17 protein-coding genes are annotated in these 24,898 nt (G+C 68.3%); 3 read left to right on the forward strand and 14 right to left on the reverse strand.

Features of this window, described 5'->3' with window-relative positions; translation table 11 throughout:
- Positions 1 to 167: 167 nt before the first annotated feature.
- The 5 genes from ACIBG8_RS13330 to ACIBG8_RS13350 all read right to left on the reverse strand — a co-directional run bounded on the left by ACIBG8_RS13330 (position 168) and on the right by ACIBG8_RS13350 (position 6,657).
- Positions 168 to 332: a hypothetical protein gene (locus ACIBG8_RS13330; protein WP_397342950.1), complete on the reverse strand. Its 165-nt coding sequence runs from the start codon at positions 330 to 332 to the stop codon at positions 168 to 170.
- Positions 333 to 536: 204 nt separating this feature from the next.
- Complete coding sequence (locus ACIBG8_RS13335; RefSeq protein ID WP_397342951.1) at positions 537 to 1,619, reverse strand: alpha-hydroxy acid oxidase; 1,083 nt, start codon at positions 1,617 to 1,619, stop codon at positions 537 to 539.
- Positions 1,612 to 2,682 (reverse strand): 4-hydroxyphenylpyruvate dioxygenase, encoded by a 1,071-nt coding sequence (gene hppD / locus ACIBG8_RS13340; RefSeq protein WP_397342952.1) that lies wholly within the window; start codon positions 2,680 to 2,682, stop codon positions 1,612 to 1,614. The genes ACIBG8_RS13335 and hppD overlap by 8 nt, the downstream gene beginning before the upstream one ends.
- A 314-nt stretch (positions 2,683 to 2,996) precedes the next feature.
- Positions 2,997 to 5,759 (reverse strand): AAA family ATPase, encoded by a 2,763-nt coding sequence (locus ACIBG8_RS13345; RefSeq protein ID WP_397342953.1) that lies wholly within the window; start codon positions 5,757 to 5,759, stop codon positions 2,997 to 2,999.
- On the reverse strand, positions 5,692 to 6,657 hold the full coding sequence (locus tag ACIBG8_RS13350) for a ParB/RepB/Spo0J family partition protein (protein ID WP_397342954.1): 966 nt from the start codon (positions 6,655 to 6,657) through the stop codon (positions 5,692 to 5,694). Before ACIBG8_RS13350 ends, ACIBG8_RS13345 begins: the two co-directional genes overlap by 68 nt.
- A 942-nt stretch (positions 6,658 to 7,599) precedes the next feature.
- Here ACIBG8_RS13350 and ACIBG8_RS13355 point away from each other — a divergent pair.
- The 3 genes from ACIBG8_RS13355 to vanY-N all read left to right on the forward strand — a co-directional run bounded on the left by ACIBG8_RS13355 (position 7,600) and on the right by vanY-N (position 10,132).
- Complete coding sequence (locus ACIBG8_RS13355; RefSeq protein WP_397342955.1) at positions 7,600 to 8,709, forward strand: prephenate dehydrogenase; 1,110 nt, start codon at positions 7,600 to 7,602, stop codon at positions 8,707 to 8,709.
- A gap of 27 nt (positions 8,710 to 8,736) precedes the next feature.
- On the forward strand, positions 8,737 to 9,390 hold the full coding sequence (locus ACIBG8_RS13360; protein WP_397342956.1) for a response regulator transcription factor: 654 nt from the start codon (positions 8,737 to 8,739) through the stop codon (positions 9,388 to 9,390).
- A gap of 94 nt (positions 9,391 to 9,484) precedes the next feature.
- Entirely contained in the window at positions 9,485 to 10,132 is a 648-nt protein-coding gene (gene vanY-N / locus ACIBG8_RS13365; protein WP_397342957.1) for a D,D-peptidase/D,D-carboxypeptidase VanY-N, read from the forward strand.
- Between the two features lie 140 nt (positions 10,133 to 10,272).
- Here vanY-N and ACIBG8_RS13370 read toward each other — a convergent pair whose 3' ends face one another.
- From ACIBG8_RS13370 to ACIBG8_RS13410, 9 genes are all read right to left on the reverse strand, one after another.
- Positions 10,273 to 11,232: an acyltransferase domain-containing protein gene (locus tag ACIBG8_RS13370; RefSeq protein WP_397342958.1), complete on the reverse strand. Its 960-nt coding sequence runs from the start codon at positions 11,230 to 11,232 to the stop codon at positions 10,273 to 10,275.
- Positions 11,233 to 11,234: 2 nt separating this feature from the next.
- Positions 11,235 to 12,461, reverse strand: a complete 1,227-nt coding sequence (locus tag ACIBG8_RS13375) for a glycosyltransferase (protein ID WP_397342959.1) — start codon at positions 12,459 to 12,461, stop codon at positions 11,235 to 11,237.
- Positions 12,462 to 12,552: 91 nt separating this feature from the next.
- Positions 12,553 to 14,025, reverse strand: coding sequence for a tryptophan halogenase family protein (locus ACIBG8_RS13380; RefSeq protein WP_397342960.1), 1,473 nt, complete (start codon positions 14,023 to 14,025; stop codon positions 12,553 to 12,555).
- Between the two features lie 66 nt (positions 14,026 to 14,091).
- Positions 14,092 to 15,318: a cytochrome P450 gene (locus ACIBG8_RS13385; protein ID WP_397342961.1), complete on the reverse strand. Its 1,227-nt coding sequence runs from the start codon at positions 15,316 to 15,318 to the stop codon at positions 14,092 to 14,094.
- A 110-nt stretch (positions 15,319 to 15,428) separates the two neighbouring features.
- Entirely contained in the window at positions 15,429 to 16,625 is a 1,197-nt protein-coding gene (locus ACIBG8_RS13390) for a cytochrome P450 (protein WP_397342962.1), read from the reverse strand.
- Positions 16,615 to 17,727 carry a cytochrome P450 gene (locus ACIBG8_RS13395; protein WP_397342963.1) on the reverse strand — a complete coding sequence of 371 codons (1,113 nt, stop codon included), beginning with the start codon at positions 17,725 to 17,727 and terminating at the stop codon, positions 16,615 to 16,617. The genes ACIBG8_RS13390 and ACIBG8_RS13395 overlap by 11 nt, the downstream gene beginning before the upstream one ends.
- 63 nt (positions 17,728 to 17,790) lie before the next feature.
- Positions 17,791 to 18,972, reverse strand: coding sequence for a cytochrome P450 (locus tag ACIBG8_RS13400; protein ID WP_397342964.1), 1,182 nt, complete (start codon positions 18,970 to 18,972; stop codon positions 17,791 to 17,793).
- Between the two features lie 95 nt (positions 18,973 to 19,067).
- Positions 19,068 to 19,277 carry an MbtH family protein gene (locus ACIBG8_RS13405; RefSeq protein WP_397342965.1) on the reverse strand — a complete coding sequence of 70 codons (210 nt, stop codon included), beginning with the start codon at positions 19,275 to 19,277 and terminating at the stop codon, positions 19,068 to 19,070.
- Entirely contained in the window at positions 19,277 to 24,889 is a 5,613-nt protein-coding gene (locus ACIBG8_RS13410) for an amino acid adenylation domain-containing protein (protein ID WP_397342966.1), read from the reverse strand. Before ACIBG8_RS13410 ends, ACIBG8_RS13405 begins: the two co-directional genes overlap by 1 nt.
- Positions 24,890 to 24,898 lie beyond the last annotated feature (9 nt).

A 24,898-nucleotide genomic window follows, 5' to 3' on the forward strand; every position in this document is an offset into this window, starting at 1 on the left:
GGGACGGTGGGTCAGTGGGCCCGACAGGCCATCCGCATTCGTCCCATGGCCATACGGCGGCACATGAGGTCGCCGGCGGCGCTCATGGCTTTGACGTATGACTCGTTCACGTCAGGACTAACAGCCGCTTTACTCAGCCCTATTCCGGGAATCCCCTGTGACGACGCTCACAGCTGCGGGCTACTGCTGTGGGTGACCGTATCCCTGCTCACGGTACGGATCGCGCAGAAGCGGCCCTTGGTCTCTCCGTACGGCTGCAGCCGATACCCGGTCCGGATCCAGCTCTCGGCGTCGCAGCTGGTCCTCGGGAGCTGGCGCGGAGTCTTCGGCACCGTGGTACCCACAGCGGTAGAAATCGCAGGCTAGGAGCCCTGGCCTGCGACCGTAGGAAGGCTCGCCAGGAGGGCTCGGGGGGCGCCGGTCGGAAATGGTGGGAGCGCATGACGCGCCGCAGTCCTTCGACGCCTGGAGACGAACCCCACGCCGCGACTCGGCTGTCTCGTCGAGTTCCTCTTGTCCCAAGTCGGAGAAAGTGCTCAGCCGGAAGTGGTCTTGAGCGCCTGGGCGGCAGCGACGTCGCCACAGCCTGTCAGGCCGAGCCCATCCTTGATCTCGGCGCCCAGAAGGTCGAGCACCGTACGGACCCCCTGTTCACCGTCCGCGGCCAGACCCCAGATCACGGGGCGTCCGACGAGCACACCCGACGCTCCCAACGCCAGCGCCTTGAGGACGTCGGCTCCTGACCGGACGCCACCATCGAGCAAGATCTCGCAGCGGTCCCCGACGCTCTGCGCCACACCCGGCAGTGCGTCGAGGCTGGCTATGGCGCCATCGAACTGACGTCCTCCGTGGTTGGAGACCACGATGCCATCGATGCCGGCATCTGCGGCGCGGCGGGCGTCTTCAGGGTCCAGTACACCCTTGACCACCAGCGGGAGTCCGCTGGCGGCCCGAAGGGTCTCGAGGTACGACCAGTCCACCGCGGCGGAGAGTTCCATGGCCGTATGCGTCGCCAGCGCGGAGCCGCCTGAGGCACCCCGATGAGCCTCGGTCTCGGACTCCGCCGTCAGGTGCACGGGCCGCACATGCGGGGGCAGGCGAAACTGATTGCGCATGTCACGTAGCCTGCGGGCCATCCATGGCACGTCAAGCGTGAGCATCAACGCCCGGCACCCCGCGTCCTCCGCCCGGCGGATCAGGCCGAGGGTGGCGGCGCGGTCCCGAAGGCAGTAGAGCTGAAACCAGACGTGTCCCCCCAGGGCGGTGACGTCCTCCACCGGGACGCTGCTCAAGGTGCTGACGGTGAACGGGACACCGGTGTCCCGCGCCGCCCGCGCCGTCGCCAGCTCGCCGTCAGGATGCACGAGCCGGTGGTAGGCGACGGGAGCCACAGCCACCGGCATCGTCGCGCGATGGCCCAGCAGCGTCGCGGAGGTGGAGCACGCCGACACGTCTCGGAGCACACGCGGCACCAGGAACACCCGGTCGAAGGCGGCTCGATTCGCATGGAGGGTCTGCTCGCGGCCACTGCCGCCGTCGATGAAATCCCGGATGTCCCCGGGGAGGACCTTGGCGGCGATCTCCTCGAACTCGGCGAGGCAGACGGGACGCTCATGCACCCTGCCGGGACCTCGCCACCTCGACGGCCTCGTAGAGGGCCTTGATGTTGGCGCCTCCGAAGGTGCGGGCTCCCTGCCGCTCGATGACCTCGAAGAAGAGGGTCTCGCGCGGATGGGTGGACGCCGTGAAGATCTGGAAGAGCTGTCCGCCATGATCCTCGTCAGCGAGCAGTCCCGTCGCGCGCAACTCGTCCACCGTGTGATCCCGGACCTGAATCCGTGATTCGAGCAGGTCGTAGTAGCTGTCCGGCGCGGCGAGGAACCGTACGCCCCGCTCGGACAGGGTCCTCACAGCGTGTACGGCGTCCGCGGACGAGAACGCGACATGCTGCACTCCGGCACCGGCGTGACGTTCGAGGAACATGTCGATCTGGCCGGAGTCCGCCATGGGGTCCGGCTCGATCAGGGTCAGCGTGACGTCGCCGGAGGCGCTCTGCACCACCTTGGACTCCATAGCCTGGGTACCGACCTCGATACGTTCCTTGAAAGTCTCGCTGAAGCCGAGGGTGGCGACGTAGAAGTCGGTGATGATGTCGAGGTCGCCCGTGGCCAGGCACACGGCGAAGTGGTCGATGTCGAGCAGCTCCGCCGCGTCCGCACGCGACTCGGCTGCGAATGGAGCATCGGAGAAGCCGACCGGCAGGCCGGGGCCGTCGCCGGGCTCCCGCTGGACGAGGGTGTGGAGCACGTCGCCGAAGCCGCCGATCACGGCGGAGCATGCCGGCCCAGGGCCGGGGTGACGGGACGGGGACCGTACAGGCCGGGCGCCGGCGCCCACGGCGTGGGTGAAGACGGCGTCAACGTCCGGGGTCCGCAGGGCGATGTCGGCGACTCCGTCGCCGTGCGTTTCCACGTAAGCCGAAGCCGGATGCCGGCCGGACGTGGCCTGGGTGAGGACGAGAGTGATCCGGCCTTGCCGGAGCGCGACGCTGCGATGGTCGGCGGCGTTCGCCGTGCCCACGATGGCGAAGCCGTATTCATCGGTCCAGGGGAGAGTGGCGACCTGCAAATCCGCCACATACATTTCGACGTAATCAACACCGAGAGGTGGAAGCGATACCATATTCCGACGCTACGACTGGGCCAGGGAGGTTCGCACCGTGTCCACTGGACATTCTCACCGGCAAATCCCAGGAGATTTCCAGCCCATTCGCGAGGCCTTTCCAGTCGGCAGCCGTGAATGGCCATCCTGACGCACTCATGTGATAAAGTGATATTCACGACGGCGCCGCGCACATATTCTGGTTAATCATCCCCGACGCCTACTCGGCATGAGCGTCCAACCGCGCGGTCGAGCAGTTGCACACTCATCATGGCGGAGCGCGGGCGGCCGGTCTCGGCCTGGGCCACCAGCCGGACCGTCGCCCCGAACTCACTTCATACCCGCACCGCTTCACGCGGCTCGCGGCCGGCTGCGGCCGTTGCCACCTCCGCGATGCCCACGGAGAAGAGGTCGCCCAGGTCACCGCGGGTCTGTACGTTGAGCTTCCGATAGATCCTGGTGAGATGCTGCTCGACCGTGCTCCGCGTGATGTAGAGCGCCTCGGCGATCTCACGGTTCGTCTGCCCCCGGGCGGCGAGAACGGCGACTCGCCGTTCTGCGCCGCTCAACGGTGCGGCCTCAGCATGATCGTGCTGCGTGGCAAGCCTCTTCATCAACGGCTTCGCGTTGCATTCGCGGGCCAACTCCTGCGCTCGGATCCAGTAGGCCCGGACCTCTTCCTCGCCGCCCTTCAGCTGGTGGGTACCGGCGAGGTCGGAGAGAGCAAGGGCCAGCTGGTAGCGATCCTGGGCGGCCTCGAGCGCGTCCACGGACTGCATCAGTAATCGCTGGCGCTGTCCGGGCTTGCTCACCTGAGCGAGCAGGCGGAGGGCGATCCCGTAGGTTCGCAGGTCACCGGGGGAGGTGTGGGTGATCTGGGCCGTGAGTAGATCGGCCGCTCTGCGGCACCAGCCCAGTTGCAGGCACGCCCGCGCCGCTCCGAGGCGCCAAGGGAACATGTGGGACTGGCCGCATCCCCACCGCTGGACCGCCTGCCCGCATGCCTGGAAGCCGGCGAAAGCGGCGCGAGGCTGGTCCGTGACCAGGTGGTACTGCGCCCTCGCAAGTTCGTAGCCGATCCCGAAGGCGGTCTCCGCCGTCTCGCGGGGCATCGGCACTCCCACGGTCGCCTTGGCGTCATCGAGGTGGCCCATCGCGGTCTGGGCATGGAGCAGCGTGCTGAGTGGTGCGCCGATCGCGACGCCCCAGCCACTGGGCCGCACGATGGTCAGCGCCTCCTGCGCATGCGCCTCGGCCCCCGCCAGGTCGCCCTTACGCCACGCCGTCTCCGCGCGGATGGCGGCGATGATCGCCTTCCAGGTAGGCGCTTCCGTCACCCTGGGCTCCTTGAGGAGCGTCTCGCACGAGTCCGCGGCATCCAGCACTCCCCCTAACAGCAGAGCCATCAAGGAGGAGACGATCCCGTCCATCTCTTCATCCATCGGCTCCGCTCGATGCAGAATGCGTCGCGCGTCCTCGACTGTCTGGCCCATCGAGCGGCGAGCGGATCGGGGCAACCTGTCGAGAAGTGCCGGGTGGACATGGCACATCCCGATCAAGGATCCGTCGGCGACGGTCGACCTCAGCCGATCGATCAGCTCCCCCGCGTCCGCGAACCGGCCGTACCAAAGGAGCTGGCGGAACAGCTCCAGTCCGTGAGATCCACGCAACGCGCCCGAGCGCGCGGCGTCGAGCAGATCGGGCAGGTGACGTACCGCCACGGCCGGGTCGACGCGCCACTCCGCAGCAGCGAGCATCACCTTCACGTCCAGCCTGCCAGGTCTCCCCCAGCCGGACGCCAGAGCGAGCCGCAGATACCTCATGACAGCGACGAAATCACCCTCGCGGAACGCCTGCCTTCCCGCTTCGACGAGGACATCGAAGGCCCACTCCTCACCCGACCAGTCCGCCTCCAGCAAGTGCGCGGCCACGGCCGACGACGGGCCGCCCCGCCGATGAAGGATCTCAGCGGCCCGCCGGTGGATCTCCATCCTGCCGTACGAGGTCATGCGCCCGAGTACGGCCAGGCGGCCCGCCCCATGGCGGAAGCGCCCCCCGGCCAGGAGCCCAGCGCGATCCAGCACGCCCATCGATCGCGTTGCCGCAGGAGGGGCCAGGCCCACGAGTTCGCCCACAGCGTCCGGCGTAGCGTGCTCGCCGAGGACGGCCACCGCCTCTGCGACGCCGACAGCCTCCGGCTCGCAGCCATGAACGCAGGCTGCCACCGCGCTCATGAAGGAGTCACCGGCCACGAGTCGGCCCGCGCCGGCCTCATGATCCTCGATCAGCGCCTGGACCAGCAGCGGGCTGCCGCCGCTGAAGCGGTAGAGGTCGTCAGCGATCTGGTCGGCCCTCTCCGCCCCGAGGTGCTCGGCGGCGAACTGCCTGACCGCCAGAGGGGACAGGAGCGGCAGCTCAACCAGCTGGACGTCGGGCAGGCGCGGCAAGGTCTCGGCGCCATGAGGGAGGCGGGCCGGCGGCCGGTCCGGGCAGATCGTGACGGCGATCATCATCCTGGTGTTCCTCAGCAGGGGCGCCATGGCGAGGATGGCCAGCAAGGACGGCTCATCACCGAGATCCACGTCGTCGATCGTCAGGAGGATCGGGTTCGCCTCGGCCATCTGGAACAGGGAGACACAGACCTCCTCGACCGCGTCGCCCGCGCTGTGAGCGGTCAGCCGCTCCGCTGCCCCCCGACCCAGGATCTGGTCGGCGAGCCCCCAATCCAGCGGCTGCTCCGCCAGCGTGCAGCTGGCCCTGACCAGCCGGACCCCCGCCGCGATGGCCCGCGTGCCCAGTTCGTGGAGGATGGCGGTCTTGCCGCCGACCACGGGCCCCGTAATGACGGCCATTCCACCGCGCCCGGCCGCGGTGGAATGGAGCAATCTCATCAGACTCTTCAGTTCACGATCTCGCCCGAACAGCACTCTTGCTCGTCCCCCAAGCGGTTCCCCGATGTGGATTGTCGTGTGCCTGATCTGGTCCCGTCTGCTTGTTCTACATACGGCCGCCCGTCCCGTTTGCTGATGATCATCCGGCGGCCAGGTCGGTCGCCCGCCCCTCAAGGCGATCCGCGAACGCTGCCCAGATCTGGGCATGATCCCTGGCACATCTAGCGAAAACGGTGTCCCAATGCGGCGGGACTCCGCGCAAAAGCCTTTCCCATTCCTGCCCGTCGATGGAATGCAAGGCTAACATTCGCAACAGGATTCGCCCGGTTTCGGTCAGACGCAGAGCGGGGTCGGCCTTGAGCCGTTCCAGCATCGCCTGGCGATCTCGGCCCCCGGCGTGGCCGAAGTCCTGATCTGCCCGGCGCAGTGACTCCGGCCTGGTCCGTAACCTCCTGCTCCCGTCCGGGATCGGGCTTTCACCGTGCTCCAGCCGGCCTCTCACATCCCGGACCGTCTCCGGGGAGATACCGACCTGTCTGGCCACCTGGCGGAGCGAAAGGTCCGGATGGCTGCGGATGAGCTCGGCGGCGAGCCTTCTTCCCTCCGAACTGTCGACCGGACGGATGCGCCCATCCCGCCCGATCCTGGCGTCATCTCCGCTGTGTCCTCTGCGCCTGCGCAGGTCGGCCACCGTACCGGGAGATATGCCGGTCGCCGAGGCCACCCGGCGATCAGACCATTGCGGATGTGTCCCGATGATCCGGATGGCCGCCCGCTTGCGGTCGGCCAGTGAAAGCGGCAGCCCATGCCGCACGTTCGCCTCGACGGCCAAGACGAAAGCGTCTGATTCTGTGCCGTCGACAAGCCTTGCAGCGATTTTCGTTTCGCCCCTGACCCGTGCCACCTTCAATCGGTGCAGGCCATCGATCACCCGCATCGTTGGTCGGTGAACGAGAATGGGCGGAAGCTCCCCTTGTGCCGACAAAAGGGTCTCGACGTGCTCTGGATCCTCGCCTGAGGTTCGCGGTGAGTATACAGAAGACAGCCGCGACAGCTCTATTTCGACGACAGGGAGAGCGACTATGTCAACTCCCGTCGTGTCCACCTAGCCTCCGATTCGATTAGTGTCGTATCGGAGCCGACGGCGTTCGGAAATCAGCCCAGCCGCGCGCGTCTCGCGCATCTTCGACGAATCCCCGTCGCGCCTGCGGCGTCTGGTCACGGACAAGCACGGATTCCCCAGTGAGAGATGCACGGACCCATCGGCCATGTACTCTGGCGGGAGAATGTCCCGCATCCCCATTTCTTCGGCAACTCTGCACGGCATGGAATTGAACACTGCCGCCGCGAATCCGTAGCCACGCACCTTATCGAATTGCAGAACGCTTCCCGTTAGCATTCCGATCACTCCGACTTTCGGTTAGGTCTTCTTCAGGAATGTTAAAGGAGCTGCACACCTCGAACCACCCCCTATCCCGGACATGCACCCCCCTAGTCTCAGATAAGACCGATCCAAAGGACCGGTACCTCCGTCGCACAACTGGGGATTATCCTGGTGATTACTCGGACTGAATCGGGGCGGTTACCATCCGTGTTAATCCGGGGTATTGGCAGACGCCGCCGTCGCGAGCCCGGCGGGGCCTCGGTGGCCGCCCGGTTTCGGGCATGATGCCGGTTGCCAGGTGAGGGTGATCCCGGTCCGGATGGCGGGTGGTCCGCGCCGGGCATGCTGTCGCGGCGGCCATGCTGAGCTGCCCAAGGAGTCCGGCAGGCCGACGGCGAGGTTCCGCCGGATGGGGCGAAGGCTCGCCCCCACGCAGAGGGGGTGTGCCTTCGCCCCATGCGGGCCGCCTGTCCTTTGACAATGGACAGGCGTGAATCCAGAAAGGCACTCGGCCACCTCCTGCCTGCCGAGTAATGAAATGGATTGACACATCAATGGCGCCGGTGGCCACCTGATTCGCTCGGCGATCCAGCATGTGTAAATGGCGCAGTGCCCAGGCTCCGCCGATGGACATCGCCCAGTGCACGGGCATAAGAAGTAGCCGTGACCCTGGAGAAGACGCTCATCGTCGGCACTGGTCTGATCGGCACCTCGGCCGCGCTCGCCCTTCGCGAGAAGGGGGTGGAGGTCTACCTCTCCGACGTCGACGCGCATGCCGTACGGCTGGCGCGATCGCTCGGCGCGGGCCAGGAATGGACCGGTCAGAGCGTGGACCTGGCGTTGATCGCCGTGCCCCCGCCCGATGTGGGGCAGCGGCTGGCCGATCTGCAGAAGCGGGGGGCCGCGCGGGCGTACACCGATGTGACCAGCGTCAAGGTCGATCCGATCGCCGACGCGGAGCGGCTCGGCTGCGACCTGACCTCCTATGTCCCCGGACACCCGCTTGCCGGCCGGGAACGGTCCGGCCCGGCCGCCGCCCGCGCCGATCTGTTCCTGGGGCGTCCCTGGGCGCTCTGCCCTCGCCCTGAGACGGATGCGGATGCCGTGCTGCTGGCCAGGGAGCTGGTTTCGATGTGTGGGGCGGAGGCCGTGACCGTGAGCGCGGGCGAGCACGACGCGGCGGTGGCGCTGGTGTCGCACGCTCCGCACGTGGCCGCGTCCGCGGTGGCGGCGCGCCTGGAGGACGGCGACGCCGTCGCTCTGGGGCTGGTGGGGCAGGGGCTGCGAGATGTGACGCGTATCGCCGCGGGGAATCCCGAGCTGTGGCAGATGATTCTCTCCCGGAACGCCCTGCCGGTGGCCGGGGTGCTGGAGCGGATCGCGGCCGATCTCGCTGCGGCGGCCTCGGCGCTGCGGTCCGGCGATCTCGATGACGTGACGGATCTGCTGCGGCGAGGCGTGGTCGGCCACGGCCGGATCCCCGACAAGCACGGCGGCCCGGCGCGTGACTACACGGTGATCCAGGTGGTCCTGCAGGACCGGCCTGGAGAGCTGGCAAGGCTCTTCAACGCAGCGGGGCTTGCCGATGTCAACATCGAGGACATCCGCTTGGAGCACTCGGCCGGCCTGCCGGTCGGTGTGGTTGAGGTCTCCGTGCGGCCGGAAGACACCGGCAGGCTCGCCAAGGCGCTCCGCTTCCACGGCTGGCACGTCCCGCCGGTTCCCGGTGCTCACTCGGAGATCGACCAGACGCTGGATACCGTGTCAGACTGAACGGCCCCCGATCGAGACGGCGACACGATGCGCGTTCTGGTGGTGGAGGACCACGTCGACCTGGCTGATTCGGTGGTACGGGTGCTGCGTCGCGAGGGCATGGCCGTCGATGTCAGTCATGATGGCGATGACGCCCAGGAGCGCATCTCCGTGATCGACTACGACGTTGTGATCCTCGATCGGGATATTCCCGGCCGCCACGGCGACGAGCTCTGCGCTGAGATCGCGGCAGACGATCGTAGGACCCGGGTGCTGATGCTCACCGCGTCGGGAACGACCGCTGACCGGGTGGCGGGCCTGAGCCTGGGCGCCGACGACTATCTGCCGAAGCCGTTCGCCTTCGCCGAGCTGGTGGCGCGCATCCGCGCTCTGGGCAGGCGTGCGCACCCTCCTGCGCCGCCGATCCTGGTCCACGGAGATCTGCGGCTCGATCCGGCGCAGCGGGTGGCGGTCAGGGGCGGCATGCGGCTGCCGTTGACCACCAAGGAACTGGCGGTCCTGGAGCATCTGCTGACCGCGCGCGGCCGGGTGGTGTCGGCTGAGGAGCTGCTCGAACGGGTTTGGGATGAGCAGGCCGACCCCTTCACCACGACCGTGAAGGCGACGATCAACCGGCTGCGGTCGAAGCTCGGCCAGCCGCCGCTGATCGAAACCGTCTCACGCGAGGGATATCGCATCTGAGTTCCGCGGTCACAGAGCGGTCACACGTTCTCTGACCTTCGTGTCACCTCCGGCTCCGTAGAACTGGTGTATGTCACCAAACTCAAGGAGCAGTGTGCGGAGAAGACGATGGCCACCGGCCACCCATGCCGTGGTCGTCCAGGCCGGTGCGGGTTCGCACGAATCCGCCGCACCCGGCGATGCCGTCAGGGGCGACGGCAACGAACCACGCACTCTCCCGCCTCGGGCCCGAGACCGGATGTACGCCGCGCTCACGCGGGTGCTCGCCGTACTCCTGCTGCCCGCGGCGTTCGTCCGCCGGCCCGGCCGCGCCCGCGAACTGGCCTGCCGCTGGGCCTTGGGGATGCGGTTCCCGGCCGAGGATCTCACCGGGCTCACCGACGGGGCCAAGGCGGCGTTCACCGCGGCGCGGGCCGAGGCGCTGTGGCAGCACGGTCAGCTCATCGGTCTCACTTCGGGATACCGCGCTCCCTCGGTCCAGCAACGGATGTTCGACGAGGAGGTCCGCCGCACCGGGTCCGTGGCCTCGGCACGAAGGTTCGTGGCGCTGCCGGCGGAATCCAACCACGTCAAAGGCACAGCCCTGGACGTACGCCCCCACGAAGGCGCGCGCTGGCTTGAGCTGCGCGGCGCCCGCTACGACCTCTACCGCATCTACGACAACGAGTGGTGGCACTTCGAACACCGCCCGGAGAGCGGTGGCACGCCACCCCGACGGCTACCCCACCCCGGCGCCCGCTGACTCCCCTACCGTGATCGGTGGCGCGGGCTGACATGACTGAGGCCGCCGCACGGCTGGCCGGCCGTGTCGCGCGCACCCCGGCACCTTCCGAGGCGGCCCGTCGCCAGGGCACCGTACTCCACCCTCTGGGGTCAGTACGGCTAGGGCAGCTCGATCCTGCCGCTCAGCTGGTGCCAGTGACGCCCCGCCTGCAAATGGGTGACCACCGCCCTCTCCAGCGCCGAGCGCTGAGGAAGCTCCTCCAGCGGCTGGCCGTTGTAGCGGAAGACGAACTCCAAGATCGCATCGTCCCCGTCCTCCGGTTCGGCGTCGATGAGCGTCCAGTCGCGTCGGAGTTGCAGGATATGGGAGTCCTCGGCGAGATACTCGGCCAGCTGCGGATCGAGCAGCCACGATGTGCCCGTCGCCGTCCGGGCACCGTGCTCGGGAAAATGCCGATCGAAGAACGGCCGGGCACGGCGTAGCGAGTCGTAGTAGATCTCAGGTATCAACGGTCCCCCCACCTCGGGGATGTGCATGCCGAGGACGGGCGAGCCGCCCCTCGCGACGGCCAGGGAGAACTGGAGACGGCCGAGCCGGTAGACCAAGCCGCGCAGGAGGAAGGTGAGCCACCACGGCATGTTCGTGCCACCCTCGCCATGCTTGCGGCGATGGATCGCGACCGATTCCCCGAGCTGCGTCAGGGTCTCCCACGTGGTCGCTTCCGGGATGTCCCGGGTCGCGTGGAAGCTGCGCACCGCCGGAATCGTCGCGAGGAAGACGTACGCGTGGAAGAAGCGTGCGGCGTCCCCGGCCTCGCTCGGCAGGGTAGGCCCACCTCGTACCTTCACCTTGAAGTCGCCCATCCGATGGACGATCTCGTGGTGGGCGCGCTCGAGCAGCCACCACAGGGCAGGGTCGCGATCGGGGTCGGGGGTGGCCGCCACGATCTCCTCGACGTCGAGAGCCGGCACCTCCAGCCGCCGCAGAAGATCACGCGCCTCATCGCCCCGCGGCAGCCGTACCGGCTCCGGAGGCGGTCCGAGCTCATCGATCCGGGAGAGCCACGCCGCGGTGTTCTCCCCCAGCCGCAGCTCCCTGCGTACGCTCTCGGAATCCATCGTCACTCCGTTCCGTTCGGCCTGGCGTCCCCGGCCGTGTCGAGCAGAAGTTCCGCGGCCACGCTCGCCCCGTCGGCGCGGATCTTTCCGGCCACGTCGATCGCCCGCGCGCGAGTCTCTGGAGACAGAGCCGTGGTGAGTGCGGCTGACAGGGTCTCCACGGTCGGAACCCGCCCCTCGTGTGCCACACCGATGCCCAGGTCGGCCACCCGACCGGCGTAGTACGGCTGGTCGGTCATCTGCGGCACCACGACCTGGGGGGCGCCTGCCCGGGTGGCCGCGGTCGTTATGCCCGCGCTGCCGGCGTGGACGACGGCGGCCACCCGGCCGAACAACACCTGGTGGTTCACTTCGCCGACGGTGAGGCAGTCGCTCCGGTCGTCGGGCGGGGCCAGGTCGGCCCAACCGCGGGAGACGATCACCCGGCGGCCATGGGCCCGGATCGCCTCGACGGCCGCCCTCGCGGCGTCAGCGGGTGCGGGGCCGCTGCCGAACTCCACGTGCACCGGCGGTGGCCCGGCCTCCAGGAACGCCTCCACCTCGGCCGGAAGGGGCCGTTCGTCGGGCATGATCCACGCACCGGTCTGCACGACGTCGAGGTCCGTACGCTGCAGCGGGGCCAGGACCGGGTCCGCGGCCAGCAAGGGGTGATCGGTATAGCCGTAGGTGAAGATGTTCTCCACCGGTGGCAGGCCGATCGAGGCGCGCTGGCTGTTGAGCGCGTCGCCGAACCGCTTGTGGGCACCCTGGTTGTTCCGGTCCCACAGCATCCGGTTGTCGGTCACGTCCTGCGCGGGCCGCTCACCGAGGGGCGGCGGCGGCGGGTAGTACGGCGACGGCACGTAGATGGGGCAGTAGAAGACGTAGACGTAAGGGATGCCCAGTTTCTCGGCCACCGACCGGACGCCGACCGCCGCCGACAGCCCGCCGCTCACCACCATCGCATCACACCCCTCGGCGGCCGGCGGGACCTGCTCGAGCTGCGTGGCGATCGCCTCGGCATCCAGCCGCGGCATGTCCTTGAGCGAGGGCGGTTTCTTCCCGTGCATCATCGCGCGCATCGAGGTGCCGACCGGCACCATCGGCACCTCGACCTCGGCCAGTCGCTCCGCGCAGTCCGGCGGTGCGCACATCCGTATCTCCGCGCCGAGTGCCCGCAGCCGGACCGCCAGCGCCAGCAGCGGTTCGACGTCTCCGCGTGATCCGGACGTCGACAACAACACACGCATGTCGTATCCCTGTTCCGTGATGCCGATCCGGGCAGTCACCGGTCGCGTTCCGAGATCTGACGTCCGGTGAATCGATCGAAAGGCGAGAGCCCTACGCGGGATGGTGTGTCAGCCATTTCATTCCGTCGGGTGAGGTCACCAGCCCGCCGGGGAAAAGCGGCTGCTCGGGTTCCGCGTCTTCACCGAGTACCGCCCGCATCTGCTCCTGCCCGCCCTCCTGCATCACCTGTTTGACCACCTGTGACTTGAACAGCGGGACCATGCTGGACTCGTCGCCGTCGGCCATCTCATCGACGGCCGCGGCGAACTCGGCGCTGCGCTCGGCGATCCGCCCTGGGGTCACCAGCACCGACTCACCGGAGGACAAGCCGCCCACCAGGTCCACGAACGACTCCAGCTCCGTGTACTCGTTGTTCTTGGTGACCTTCTTGGCGTGCCAGAAATACGATTCCTCGTTCACATTCATCTCGTAGAACGCCAGAAGGAACTCGTAATACACGCCGTACTCGCGGCGGTACCGTGCCTCGAACTCGGTCAGGGCGGCCTTCTCGTCCACGTCACCGGCCAGGATGCTGTTGATCGACCGGGCCGCCAGCAGGCCGCTGTAGGTGGCCAGATGCACTCCGGAGGAGAACACCGGATCCACGAAGCACGCGGCATCGCCCACCAGAATCATCCCGGGCCGCCAAAACTGCGTCTGGTGGTAGGAGTAGTCCTTGCGGACCCGCAGCTCTCCGTACTTGCCGGTCGTCACCCGGCGCGCCTGCGACAGGTACTCCGAGATCAGCGGGCACTCGGCGATCAATGTGGCCAGCGCCTTCTCTCGATCTCCCTGGATCTTGTCCGCCATCTCCCGGCGGACCACCGCGCCTACGCTGGTCAGCGTGTCGCTCAACGGGATGTACCAGAACCAGCCGCTGTCGAAGGCCACGCTCAGGATGTTGCCTGAATACGGAGCCGCCAGCCGCTTGCCGCCCTCGAAGTAGCCGAACAGCGCCAGGCTGCGGAAGAACTCCGAGTAATTCCGGGTGCCGCCGACGCTGGAGTACAGCCGGCTCTTGTTGCCCGACGCATCGATCACGAAGCGTGCGGACACCGCATGCTCGCCACCGTCAGGATCGACGTAACGCAGGCCGGTCACCCGATCGCCGTCTTCGATCACCTCGGTGACAGAACACCCCTCACGCACCACCACGCCTTTGGTTTTGGCGTTGTTGAGCAGGATCTCGTCGAACCGCGCCCGCTCCACCTGGTAGGCGAAAGTCGTCGGACCCGTGATCCGCGGGGAGACGGAGAACGAGAAGGTCCACGGCTCCGGCCGCGTCCCCCACCGGAACGTGCCTCCCCGCTTGACGGGAAACCCTTCCTTGGCGAGCTCGTCCGTCACGCCGAGCATCCGGCACACCCCGTGCACCGTCGAGGGCAACAACGACTCGCCGATCTGGTACCGCGGAAAGACCTCCTTCTCCAACAGCAGCACCCGATGACCCTGCATGCTCACCAGCGACGCCACGGTCGAGCCGCCCGGGCCGCCCCCGGCGACCACCACATCGAACTCTTCCACCGGCTTCTCCTTTCTGCTGCGGCTCCTTCGAAGCCACACGGTGCCGCGCGTATCGCCTGTCGCCCGCTACCAGGTGACCGGCAACTGGTCCGGACAGTCGATGAACGCGTTACGGAACTTCACTTCCTCGGCGGATACCGCCAGGCGCAGCCCGGGGAGCCTGCGCCACAGGCTCTGGTAGGCCATTCGCAGCAGCGTCCGTGCTATCGCCGCGCCTATGCAGTAATGAATGCCGTGCCCGAACCCGACGTGCGAGCCGCCATCACGGCTCACGTCGAGGACATTCGCATTCGGCGTCAGCGCCTCATCGCGGTTCGCCATCAGAATGGAGCACAGGACGTAATCCCCCGCTTTGATCCGATGGCCGTCGATGACCACGTCCCTGACGGCCAGCCGTGGATTCGGCTGCTGCACGGGCGACAGAAAACGCATCAGTTCACCGACCACGCGATCGGCCTCCTCGCGTCCGGCGAGGAGCAACTGTCTCTGGTCGGGATGATCCAGCAGCGCGAGAACTCCGAAGCCGATCATCCCCGCGACCGTTTCGACACCACCCAGGATCAGCGCCGTGAGTACGCCCTTCAGCTCCTCGTCCGTGACATCCTCTCCGTGTTCTCGCACCAGCATGCCGATGAACCCCTCATCGGGGTCCTTCCGCTGCCGGACGATGAGGCCGTTCAGATACCGGTTGAACGCCGCGCTGTCGGCCGCACGGGCCCTGAACCCGCGGCTGAGATCAACGTTCTGCCTGACGCGCCGGATGAACTCGATCCGATCGTCACGCGGGATGCCGAGCAGCTCACACAGCACTCCCCCGCCGAGCGGATCGGCGAACAGCGCCTGGATGTCCGCTGGCGGCCCCTCGGCCACCATCTCGTCGATGCGGTCTTCGATGAGTTCTTGCATGGCGGGCTCCAGCCGGCGGATCCGGCGGGCCGTGAACTCCGATGTCAGCATCCCGCGCAGCCGCGTGTGCTCAGGCGGGTCATATACCGACAGCTGGCCGACGAGATTCGGCGGCACGGGCTCTTCGCCGATCGATTGCGCCGAACTCCACCGAGGGCGCGTCGTGAAGTTCTCGTGGTCGCCGAGTATCCTGCGCACGACGTCGTATCCCATGGCCTGCCAGACATAGTCCACACGCAGCTGAGTAGCCGCATCCCCGCCTATACGCACCAGCGGGCCGTACGCCCTGAGCGCGAACATGTCCTCATGCGGATCGCAATGCGTTCTCATCATGTAATTCGCCGTCGGCTGCACAATCGGCGCGCCCTCATCGATACCGTCATCCATACGCGAGTCGAAACTCCATTCGCTGCCGACCCGGACGCTCAGATGATCTGATCCTTGCCGCCGTCAGACGATATTTCCAGCGTCTCATAATGGACGAATCGCGCTTTCGATTACCAGGCAACCATCAGACTGGTTAATCCATAGGCAGGGGTAGTCAACCGGAACATGGGTTCCTGGTCGGGATCAGCAAGCCTCAATGTGGGAAAACGTTGCCACAGGGCGGTATAGACCGTTCGCAGTTCGATGCGGGCCAGAGCGGCTCCCAGGCAATGATGGATGCCGTGCCCGAACGCGACGTGGGGGACGGTCTCGCGCCAGACATCGAGGCGGTCCGCATCCGGCAGCAGGGTGGGGTCACGGTTGGCCATGGGGAGAGAGCAGGAGACGGTCTCGCCCTTCCTGATCACCCGGTCCCCGATGGTGACGTCCTCCATGGCGACTCGGGGTGTCGGGGCATAGGGGACCGTCAGGTACCGGATCAGCTCGTCAACCGCCCGATCCACCGAATGATGGTCGCCCCTCAACGCGGCGATCTGCTCAGGGTGCCTGAGCAGCGCCAGCACGCCCAGTCCGATCATGCCGGAGATGTTGTCGTCGCCGGCCAGCATCACCTGAACGCAGAAGCCCCTCAGCTCCTCGTCCGTGGCCGTGTCACCATATTCGGCCAGGACGGCTCCGAGCAGCCCCTCGCCGGGATCCTTCCGCTCCCTGGCGATCATGGCCAGCAGGTAGCGGGAGAACGCCGCGCCGGCGGCCGCCCGCTTCTTCTGGCTTCGCGAGGCGTCGAGATGCCCGTGACACAACCGCGTGAACATGGTGCGGTCATCTCGTGGCACCCCGATCAGCTCGCACAGCACGGCCGCAGGCACCTCGTCGGCGACGAGTTCGACCAGATCCGCAGGCGGACCCGCCCGTTCCAAGGCATCGAGACGTTCGGTCACGATCTGTTCGATATACGGCTCCAGCCGCCGCATCCGGCGCAGCGTGAATCCCGGAGTCAGCTTCTGCCGGAGCCGCGTGTGCTCGGGCGGGTCGTAGTCCATCAGGTTCCCGACCAGCTCACGCGGCCGGAAGGTGCCCCTTCCGCCGATCTCGTCCCGTTGGTTCCAGCGGCGCCGGGTGCTGAACCGCTGGTGATCGCCGAGCACCTGCCGCACGACGGTGTACCCCGTGGCCAGCCAGGTGGCCTCCACGTCCGCTCCTGATCCGATGGTGATCCTCGTCAGCGTTCCGGCGGCGCGCAGTTCGTCCGCCGGATCCAAGTCCCGCCGACGGATATGGACAGGCCGCGAGTCGTCACCACTCAACGGGAAGCTCCTCTACGGCGAAGGGGGCCGGCTTCCCCGGCTTGAACCGCAGGTCCTCTTCAGGGACCGCCAGCCGGAGCGACGGAAACCGGCGGACCACCGCCGGCAACGCCACTCGCATCTGGAGCCTGGCCAGCGGCGCCCCGATGCAGTAGTGGACGCCATGCCCGAACGCGATGTGATCGAGGTTCTCCCGCGTGATGTCGAACCGGTCCCCCCGCGCACGATTGCCCGCGAGAATCGAGCAGGTCAGGACGTCACCGGCGTGGATGTCACGTCCGGCCAGGCGCGTATCGACGAGCGCGGTCCGGGGAGAGGGGGTCTCGACGATCGACGCGTAGCGGAACACTTCCTCGGTCGCGCTGTCCACGAGTTCCGGCCGCTCGTGGAGCAACGCCATCTGGGCGGGATGGGCCACGAGGAGAAGCACCGCGATCGCCAGTTGCGAGGCCATCTGCTCGACCGCCCCGATCATGATCCCCTCGACGAGCCCTGCCAGCTCCTCGTCGGCGACCTCGTCTCCGTGCTCGCGCACGATGCCACCGATCACTCCTGGGCCGGGATCGCGGCGTTCGCGGGCTGCGAGCTTTCTGGCGTAGTCGACGATGCCCAGACCCGACAGGTTCCGCTGCCTGGGGACCCGGCTCTCCCGGCTCTCCCGGAACATTCTCGACAACTCAGCCCGATCGTCACGAGGGACGCCAAGGAAGTCGCAGGCGATCAGCGCCGGGATGGGCCATGCGGCGTTCCGGACGAAGTCGACCGGTGACCCCATGCTCTCCAGATCGTCCAAGCAGTCTTCGACGATCTCTTCGACGCCAGGTCGCAGACCCTCAATCCGCCGGGCGGTGTTCGCCCTGGTCACCGTCCTGCGCAACCGGGTGTGATCAGGCGGATCGTACGACTGCAGGATTCCCGGCAACCAAGCTCGATCCGCCTCGTCATCGACCGGTCGCATCGAGCTGAACCGGTTGGCGTCGGCGAGAATCTCAATGGCTTCGTCATATCCGGTGACGAGCCATTGCCTGTGGCCGTCCAGCCCCGGCTCCGTGTCATATTCGTGCAGCGGCCCATCCTCCTGCAGGTCGAAGAGCACCGGCATGGGATCGAGCCTCAGCCGCTGATGTGGCAGCGGAACTACCATGATTCTCCTCAGCTTCCTGCGTTACCAGTCGAGCAGCAGAGCTTTCACATCGAACGGCGGCGGCCCCAGCTTGATCTCCTGCTCGGGCTTGGCCAGCCGAAGTGCGGGAAAGCGCTGTGCCAGAGCCGGAATCGCCGACCGGAAAATGAGCTCGGCCAGGGGTCTGCCGAGACAATGGTGGATGCCGTGCCCGAACGCGACATGCGGCGTTCTCTCGCGGGTGATGTCGAACTGATCGTCCGAGCCAGGGAAGTTTCGCCGGTTCGCGCCCAGCAGAGAGCACGTGACGGTATCGCCTGCTTTTACAGTGCAATCACCGATGAGCACGTCCTCCAGCGCGATACGCGGAGTGAGCTTCTCGTCGATCGTGAGATAGCGGACCATCTCCTCCAGCCAGTCGGGGACGACGGCCGGATTCTTCCGAAGCGGAGCGAACTGCTCGGGGGCTTCGACCATCAGCCACGCGCCCGCCGCGAGGAAACGAGCCACCTGATCGCCGCCCGCGCCCATGACGAACGCGGCCAGCCCCGTCAGCTCCGCGTCGGTGATCTCGCCCCCGTGTTCGCGCACCACGACACTGAGCATGTCGTCACCGGGATCGCGACGCGTGCGAGCCACGATCTGGCCCATGTACGTCATGAACTTGTTTCCCGCGACTCCGCGCCTGCTGGCTGCCCGTCGAGACCGGGTGGCGTGGAGGCTGCGTGACAGTTCTGCCTGATCATCACGTGGAATGCCGAGGAAGTCGCAGGTCGCCGTCGTCGCGATGGACCACCCGAAATGCGGGACGAAGTCCAGCGGGCCACCGATGGACTCGATGGCGTCCAGGCTGTCCTCGACGACCCGATCGACCTGCGGCCGGAACCTCTCCATCCGCCGGACGGTGAACGCGGACGAGACCACCCGGCGCAGTCGCGTGTGCTCCGGCGGGTCGTACTGGGTGATGAAGCCGGGAAAGGTTATTCCGGCCGCGGTCCCGCCGTACAGCAACCTGGAGCTGAACCTGTCCGAGCCCAGAACCTGCCGGACCTCGTCGAACCCGGTGGCAAGCCACGCGGTCCGCCCTCCGGGGGATCCCTCGGTGCCCAGCTTGGTCATCCGGCCCTCGGCCATGAGGGATTGGAGCTGTCGTACCGGATCGAACCGGTCCCTCCAGTGAAGCTCCCCGGGCAGGACGACGTTGAGCTCCTCGAACGCTTCCACGTCACAGGTCCTTCCGCCTCAACGGTTGTCTCAGGTCGGTCGGACGGGCGCCGAGCCCGTCCAACCGTCCACTTCGAGCGGCTGGACACCCTCGTTCAGGCGCCGGCTTCCGCGATGAGGCTCTTCGGCCGGATGTCCGTCCAGTTCGCCTCGACGTAGGCGAGGCATTCCTGGCGGCCGACCTCGCCGTGGACGCGGGTCCAGCCCAGCGGCACCTCCGCGAACGAGGGCCAGATCGAGTGCTGTCCTTCGTCGTTGACGAGCACGAGAAAGGAACCGTCTTCGTTGTCGAACGGGTTGGTCATCATCGTGTCCTTTCGCCGTCCGGCCGGGGCCGGAGTTTCCCGGCGACGACGGCCCCGATCTGGGCCATCGCCGCAGGCTGCAGCATCTGCATGTGGTCGATTTCGATCTCGTGGGGCTCTATGGTTCCGGTGGTGAGGGGTTGCCAGCTCGCGATGGCGTCCGCCACGGGCAGATGGGCGGGGCGGTTCACCGTGGCGACGAAGAGCAGGATGTCGCCGCCGAAGCTTCGGGAGGTATGCGACGGCCCGACTCTGGCGAGGTGCTGCATAACCTCGTCCAGGCGCTTGCGGGCGCCGGACTCCGTGGCTACTGCGGCGGCGAGCTCCGCCTGCTGCTCCTGCTGCCTGTCGAAGTCCTGGGCCTCCTGGTCGGCCTCGTCGCCGCGCGGGCGCGCGAGCCTGCCCACGTCGGTGGGGTAGGCGTCGAGCAGGGCGAGCAGGCCGACCTCTTCCCCCTGCTCCTCCAGGACCCTGGCCATCTCCTGCGCGATCCGCCCGCCCAGTGACCACCCGAGGAGGTGGTACGGCCCGGCCGGCTGCACGCCGCGGATCTGCTCGACGTAGTCGGCCGCCATCTCCTCGACGTCGGCCGCGAGCGGTTCCGCACGAGCCAGGCCGCGCGCCTGCACTCCGTAGACCGGCTGATTCGACGGAAGGCTCCGCAGGAGGGGCGCGTAGTTCCAGCTCAATCCCCCGCTCGCGTGGACGCAGTACAGCGGCGGACGTTTGCCGCCTGCTCGCAGCGGCAGCAGTACCTCGAAGTCGCCCGTGCCGGTCTTCACCGAGCCACTCGATCGCCGCTGCTCACCGACGACGATCAGGGTGCCCGCGGCCGACCAGCGGGCGAGCAGGCCCGTGTGCACCATTCGCCGTCCCGGGGCGCCGAAGGGGCAGGCCATGGTTCGGTCGCCAGGACCCGCGTCCACCGCCGGGCCAGTGAGGTAGAGCTCTCCAACGCCTCCGGCAACGGCGGGACGCAACCGGTCGTCGAGCACGAGCGCGCCAAGCGGACCGCCCTTGGCCAGGTCGGCGGCCACCGGGGGCACGGCCTCGGACCACAGCGCCGGCGCCTCGGCCGGACGTCCGCGTTCCGCGTCATCCAGGAGGACGTCCAGGTCGCTGACGCGCCGTCGGGGATCCTCCGCCACCTGTTCCAGGACACTGACCAGCCGCCGTGCCAGCGACTCGGCCGTGGCCTGATCGAAGAGGTCGGCGGCGTAGTGGAGGGTGCCCTCGATGCCGTTCTCGCTGTCGTCCTCGTCGCGGCGATCGGTGAGCCTGAAAGCGAGATCCAGCTCGATGGCCTCCGGCCCGACAGGTTCGACGCCGGTGCGCAGGGCGGGCAGTGCCGTCGCGTCCCACGCGCCGATGTCCTCCTCGTGCACCTCCAACCCCACCTGGAACACGGGATGGCGGGAGAGCGAGACCGGCAGGTCGAGCAGCTCGACGATCCTCGCGAAGGGCACGTCCAGGTGCTGGCGCGCGGACCGGATCGCCTCCTGCGCCCGGGTGACGACCTCCAGGAAGGCCGGATCGCCCGAGACGTCCGTGCGAAGGGCGAGCGGCCGGGCGAACGGCCCGATCATCGGTTCCAGGTCGATGAGGTCGTCGTCGCGTGGCAGCGTCGTGCCGATCACCAGGTCGTGGCCCGCTCCGAGTCTGGTCAGCAGCATGGCGAGCGCGGCGTGCACGATCTGGAACATGTGCGCGCCGGACTCGTTCATCGCCTCCGCCAGCCTGGCGTGCGGGCCGGCCTCCAGGCGCAAGGAGACCGTGCCGGCCCGCCGCGACGAGACAGCGGGCCGGGGGTAGTCGAACGGGAGCACCGTCTCTCCGTGGATGCCCGCCAGGTTGTCCCGCCAGAACACCATCTGCTCGTTGATCAGGCCGTCCTCATCGCGCTCGCCCTCAAGCAGGCGCCGCTCCCAGATCGCGTAGTCCGCGAACTGCAGCGTCAGGGGCGCACGCTCCGGTACCCGGCCGGCGCGACGCGCGGCGTACGCGGCCGCCAGGTCCCGGAGGAACACGTCCAGCGAGTCGTCATCGGCGAGGATCCGGTGCACCATCAGGTGCAGGACGTATTCCTTGTCGGAGAGTTCGAACAGGTCACTCCGCCACGGCACCTCCCGGGTGAGGTCGAAGACCGACTCACGCAGCTCGGCGAGCAACCTGGGCAGGTTCTCCTCCGTGGCGGTGACCGGGGTCAGGTCTACCGGCGAGGCGTCGTGTACCTGCTGGTGAACGCTCTGCGCGTGTCCGGGGAAGGTCGTCCTGAGGATCTCGTGCCGCGCCGCGACGTCGCCGAGCGCCGCGGCGAGCGCGGGTACGTCCAACCGGCCACGCAGGCGCAACGCGACCGAGACGTGCAGGCCGGCGGCCTCCTCCCCGGGACTTGCCCGCAGCCAGGTGTCGAGCTGCCGGGCGGTGAGCGGTACCCGGCCCGGCCGTTCAGCGGGTTCCAGCGGGGGGCGTGACTTCGCGGCCAGTGCCCGGGCGATACCCGCGGGTGTGGCCGCGGAGAACAACTGCCGGATGGGCAGATCCGCGTGGAGCTCCTCACGGATCCGCGCGATGAGCCGCATGGCCAGCGCCGAACTTCCGCCAAGATCGTGGAAGGCGTCGTCGACACCTACCCGGTCGACGCCGAGGATCTCGGCGAAGAGCGCGCACAACACCTTCTCGGTCTCGCTCTCCTGTGCCTTGTCCGACGCACGTCCCACGAGATCGGGGGCGGGCAGGGCCTGGCGATCCACCTTGCCGTTGGGCGTGACAGGCAGAGCGGGCAGGGCGACGACTGCCAGGGGAACCATGTACGCGGGCAGGGCCACGGCCATTCGCCGCCGGATCTCCGCCGGCCCCGCGTCGGTTCCGTCGGACATGAAGTAGCCGACCAGCCGCTTTTCGCCCGGCTGGTCCTCCCGCGCCACGACGACCGCCTCGATCACCCCGCGCTGGGCCGCCAGCACGGATTCCACCTCGCCGAGCTCCACCCGGTAGCCGCGGATCTTCACCTGGTCGTCGGTGCGGCCGAGGAACACCACCTCGCCGTCGCGGTTCCAGCGCGCCAGGTCGCCGGTGCGGTACATACGCTCACCAGGAGAAGAAGGGCCCACGGAGGCCGGAACGGCCACGAACCGCTCGGCCGTCAGATCCGGCCGGCCGAGGTACCCGCGAGCCAGCCCTGTGCCCGCGATGTACAGCTCGCCCGCCACCCCCGGCGGGACCGGGCGCAGGAAGGCGTCGAGGAGGTAGATCTTGCGGTTCGTCATGGGGCGGCCGATCGGCAGTTCCCGTCCGACCGCCGCACCTGGCTCGATCGGCTTCCACGTCGCGCACAGGGTGGTCTCGGTCGGTCCGTAGGTGTTGCGCACCCGCAGGCCGGGCAGGGCCCGCCGCAGGTTCTCCACGGACTGCGGCGGAACCACGTCACCACCGGTCCCGATCTCGACGAGGCCCGCGAAACAGTCCGGGGACGATTCCGCGAGGGCGCGGAAGGCGCCGGCGGTGAGATGGACGAAGGTCGCGCCTCGTTCGACGGCCTGTCTCACCCCGCGCGCGTCGAGCACTCCCGGCTCGGTAAGCACGACCCGGCCGCCCATGGCGAGCGGCACCCACATCGCGTAGAGCGAAGGGTCGAAAACGTGCGTCGCGTGCATCAGGACGCTGTCGCCTGGGCCGATCTGCCAGCCCTCGTCGCCCGCCAGGCCGGCCACGGCCCCGTGGGGGATCGCCACGCCCTTCGGGAGGCCGGTGGAGCCCGAGGTGTACATCACGTACGCCAGGTCGTCGGCGCTCAGCTGGATCTCCGGCGCCGTGGCGGCACCCCCGTCTACGGCCGCGCGGGTCTCCGGCGCGTCGAGGACGATCGCGTTCGCCGGCGCCACTCCCCTGGTGGCCTGCGTGCACAGGACGGCCGAGACACCGGAGTCGGCGAGAACGAACGCGATCCGGTCGGCCGGGTACTCGACGTCCACCGGGACGTACGCGGCGCCCGCCTTCCAGATCGCCAGGAACGCGATCAGCAGGTCGGGCGACCTGTCCATGGCCACGCCGACGCGGTCGCCGCGGCCGACACCACGCCCGGCGAGGTGGCCGGCCAGCCGGTTCGACGCCTGGTCGACCTCGGCATAGGTCAGGTCCGTGCCGCCGGCATCGGTGATCGCCACCGCGTCAGGCGCCGCGGCCACCCGCCGCCCGAACATCTCGATCACGGACTTCCCCGGCCTGGGGCCCGCCGTCGCGTTCCAGTTCTCCACCACCAGGGCGCGCTCGGCCTCGCTCAGCAGCGTCAGGCGGCCGACGAGGATATCGGGCTCGGCGACCAGCTGCTCCAGCACGCGAGCCAGCGCACCCACGACCGAGTCGGCGGTCGCCTGGTCGAAGAGGCCACGGTCGTAGTCGAGGATGAGCGGCATCTCCTCGCCGGGCCCGGTGATCAGCGTGAACGGGTAGTGCGAGGAGTTGCGCCCCCGCCGCACCGGGCGCAGGGCCAGGGCGCCGTCCTCCTCCGCTCGGCCGAGTCCCTGGCGGGGGAAGTTCTCATAGATGACGAGCGTGTCGAAGACCGCCCCGGCTCCGGCGGCTGCCTGCGCCTCCTGCAAGCCGAGATGCTGGTGGGCCATGAGTGCCGACTGGTTCCGCTGCAGCTCGGCGAGTAGCTCGACGACCCGCCGGCCGCCTTCGAGCCGGACACGTACCGGCAGGGTGTTGAGCAGTTGCCCGACCATCGACTCCACACCGGCCAGCTCGGCGGGCCGCCCCGAGGCGGTCGCGCCGAACACCACGTCGGTGCGGCCGGCGAGCTGCGACAGGACCACGGCCCACGCACCCTGGACGACGGTGTTCAAGGTGAGGCCGTGGCCGCGCGCCAGCCGCGACAGGCGATCCGTCAGCTCCCTGGAGAGCTCGACCACCGAGGTACCCATGTCCGGCACGCGGGCCGGATCGGCCGGGGCGACCAGAGTGGGCGTGTCCAGTCCCGCGAGCTCCTCTCGCCAGGCCGCCCGGGACGCCTCCTTGTCCTGCCGGCCCAGCCAGGCGAGGTACTCCCGGTAGGACACGGCGGGAGGCAGTCCGGACGCGTCACCGCCCGCCGCGTAGATCGCGGCCAGCTCGCGGTGAATGATCGGCATCGACCAGCCGTCCAGCAGGACATGGTGCAGGGTGTGCACGAGCCGGTGGCTCGCCGGGCCGAGCCGGATGAGGTGCAGCTTCATCAGTGGGGCCGCCTCGATGGGCAGGCGCTCGGCCAGCTCGTCCGCCGCCAGCCGGTCCACCTCGCTGTCGAGGACGTCGTCCGGCAGCCCGCAAAGATCCGTCTCGCGCCATGGGATCTCCGCGTTTCGCGCGATGACCTGCACCATCTGCGCGCCGCTGACATAGCGGAAATGCGCCCGCAGCGCGGCATGCCGGTCCACGAGCGCCTGCCACGACGCCCTCAGCCGCGCGGCGTCCAGCGGACCGTCGATGCCGTACACGGTCTGCACCGTGTACGTGTCCGGCCCACCCTCGTCGAGGGCGGTGTGATAAAGCATTCCCTCCTGCAGCGGCGAGAGGGGCCAGACGTCTTCCACGCTGAAGCGCGGCTTTGCACGCGTATCGTCAATGGTCACGATCTGCTC

The sequence above is a fragment of the Nonomuraea sp. NPDC050556 genome (assembly GCF_044457355.1).
GTDB lineage: Bacteria > Actinomycetota > Actinomycetes > Streptosporangiales > Streptosporangiaceae > Nonomuraea.

Coding starts and splice junctions, on each gene's coding strand:
- ACIBG8_RS13360 (WP_397342956.1), top strand. CDS start 8,737: ATGCGCGTTCTGGTGGTGGAGGACCACGTCGACCTGGCTGATTCGGTG.
- ACIBG8_RS13385 (WP_397342961.1), bottom strand. CDS start 15,318: ATGGATGACGGTATCGATGAGGGCGCGCCGATTGTGCAGCCGACGGCG.
- ACIBG8_RS13345 (WP_397342953.1), bottom strand. CDS start 5,759: ATGCCCAGATCTGGGCAGCGTTCGCGGATCGCCTTGAGGGGCGGGCGA.
- ACIBG8_RS13395 (WP_397342963.1), bottom strand. CDS start 17,727: ATGCCGGTGCTCTTCGACCTGCAGGAGGATGGGCCGCTGCACGAATAT.
- ACIBG8_RS13375 (WP_397342959.1), bottom strand. CDS start 12,461: ATGCGTGTGTTGTTGTCGACGTCCGGATCACGCGGAGACGTCGAACCG.
- ACIBG8_RS13405 (WP_397342965.1), bottom strand. CDS start 19,277: ATGACCAACCCGTTCGACAACGAAGACGGTTCCTTTCTCGTGCTCGTC.
- hppD (WP_397342952.1), bottom strand. CDS start 2,682: ATGGTATCGCTTCCACCTCTCGGTGTTGATTACGTCGAAATGTATGTG.
- ACIBG8_RS13370 (WP_397342958.1), bottom strand. CDS start 11,232: ATGGATTCCGAGAGCGTACGCAGGGAGCTGCGGCTGGGGGAGAACACC.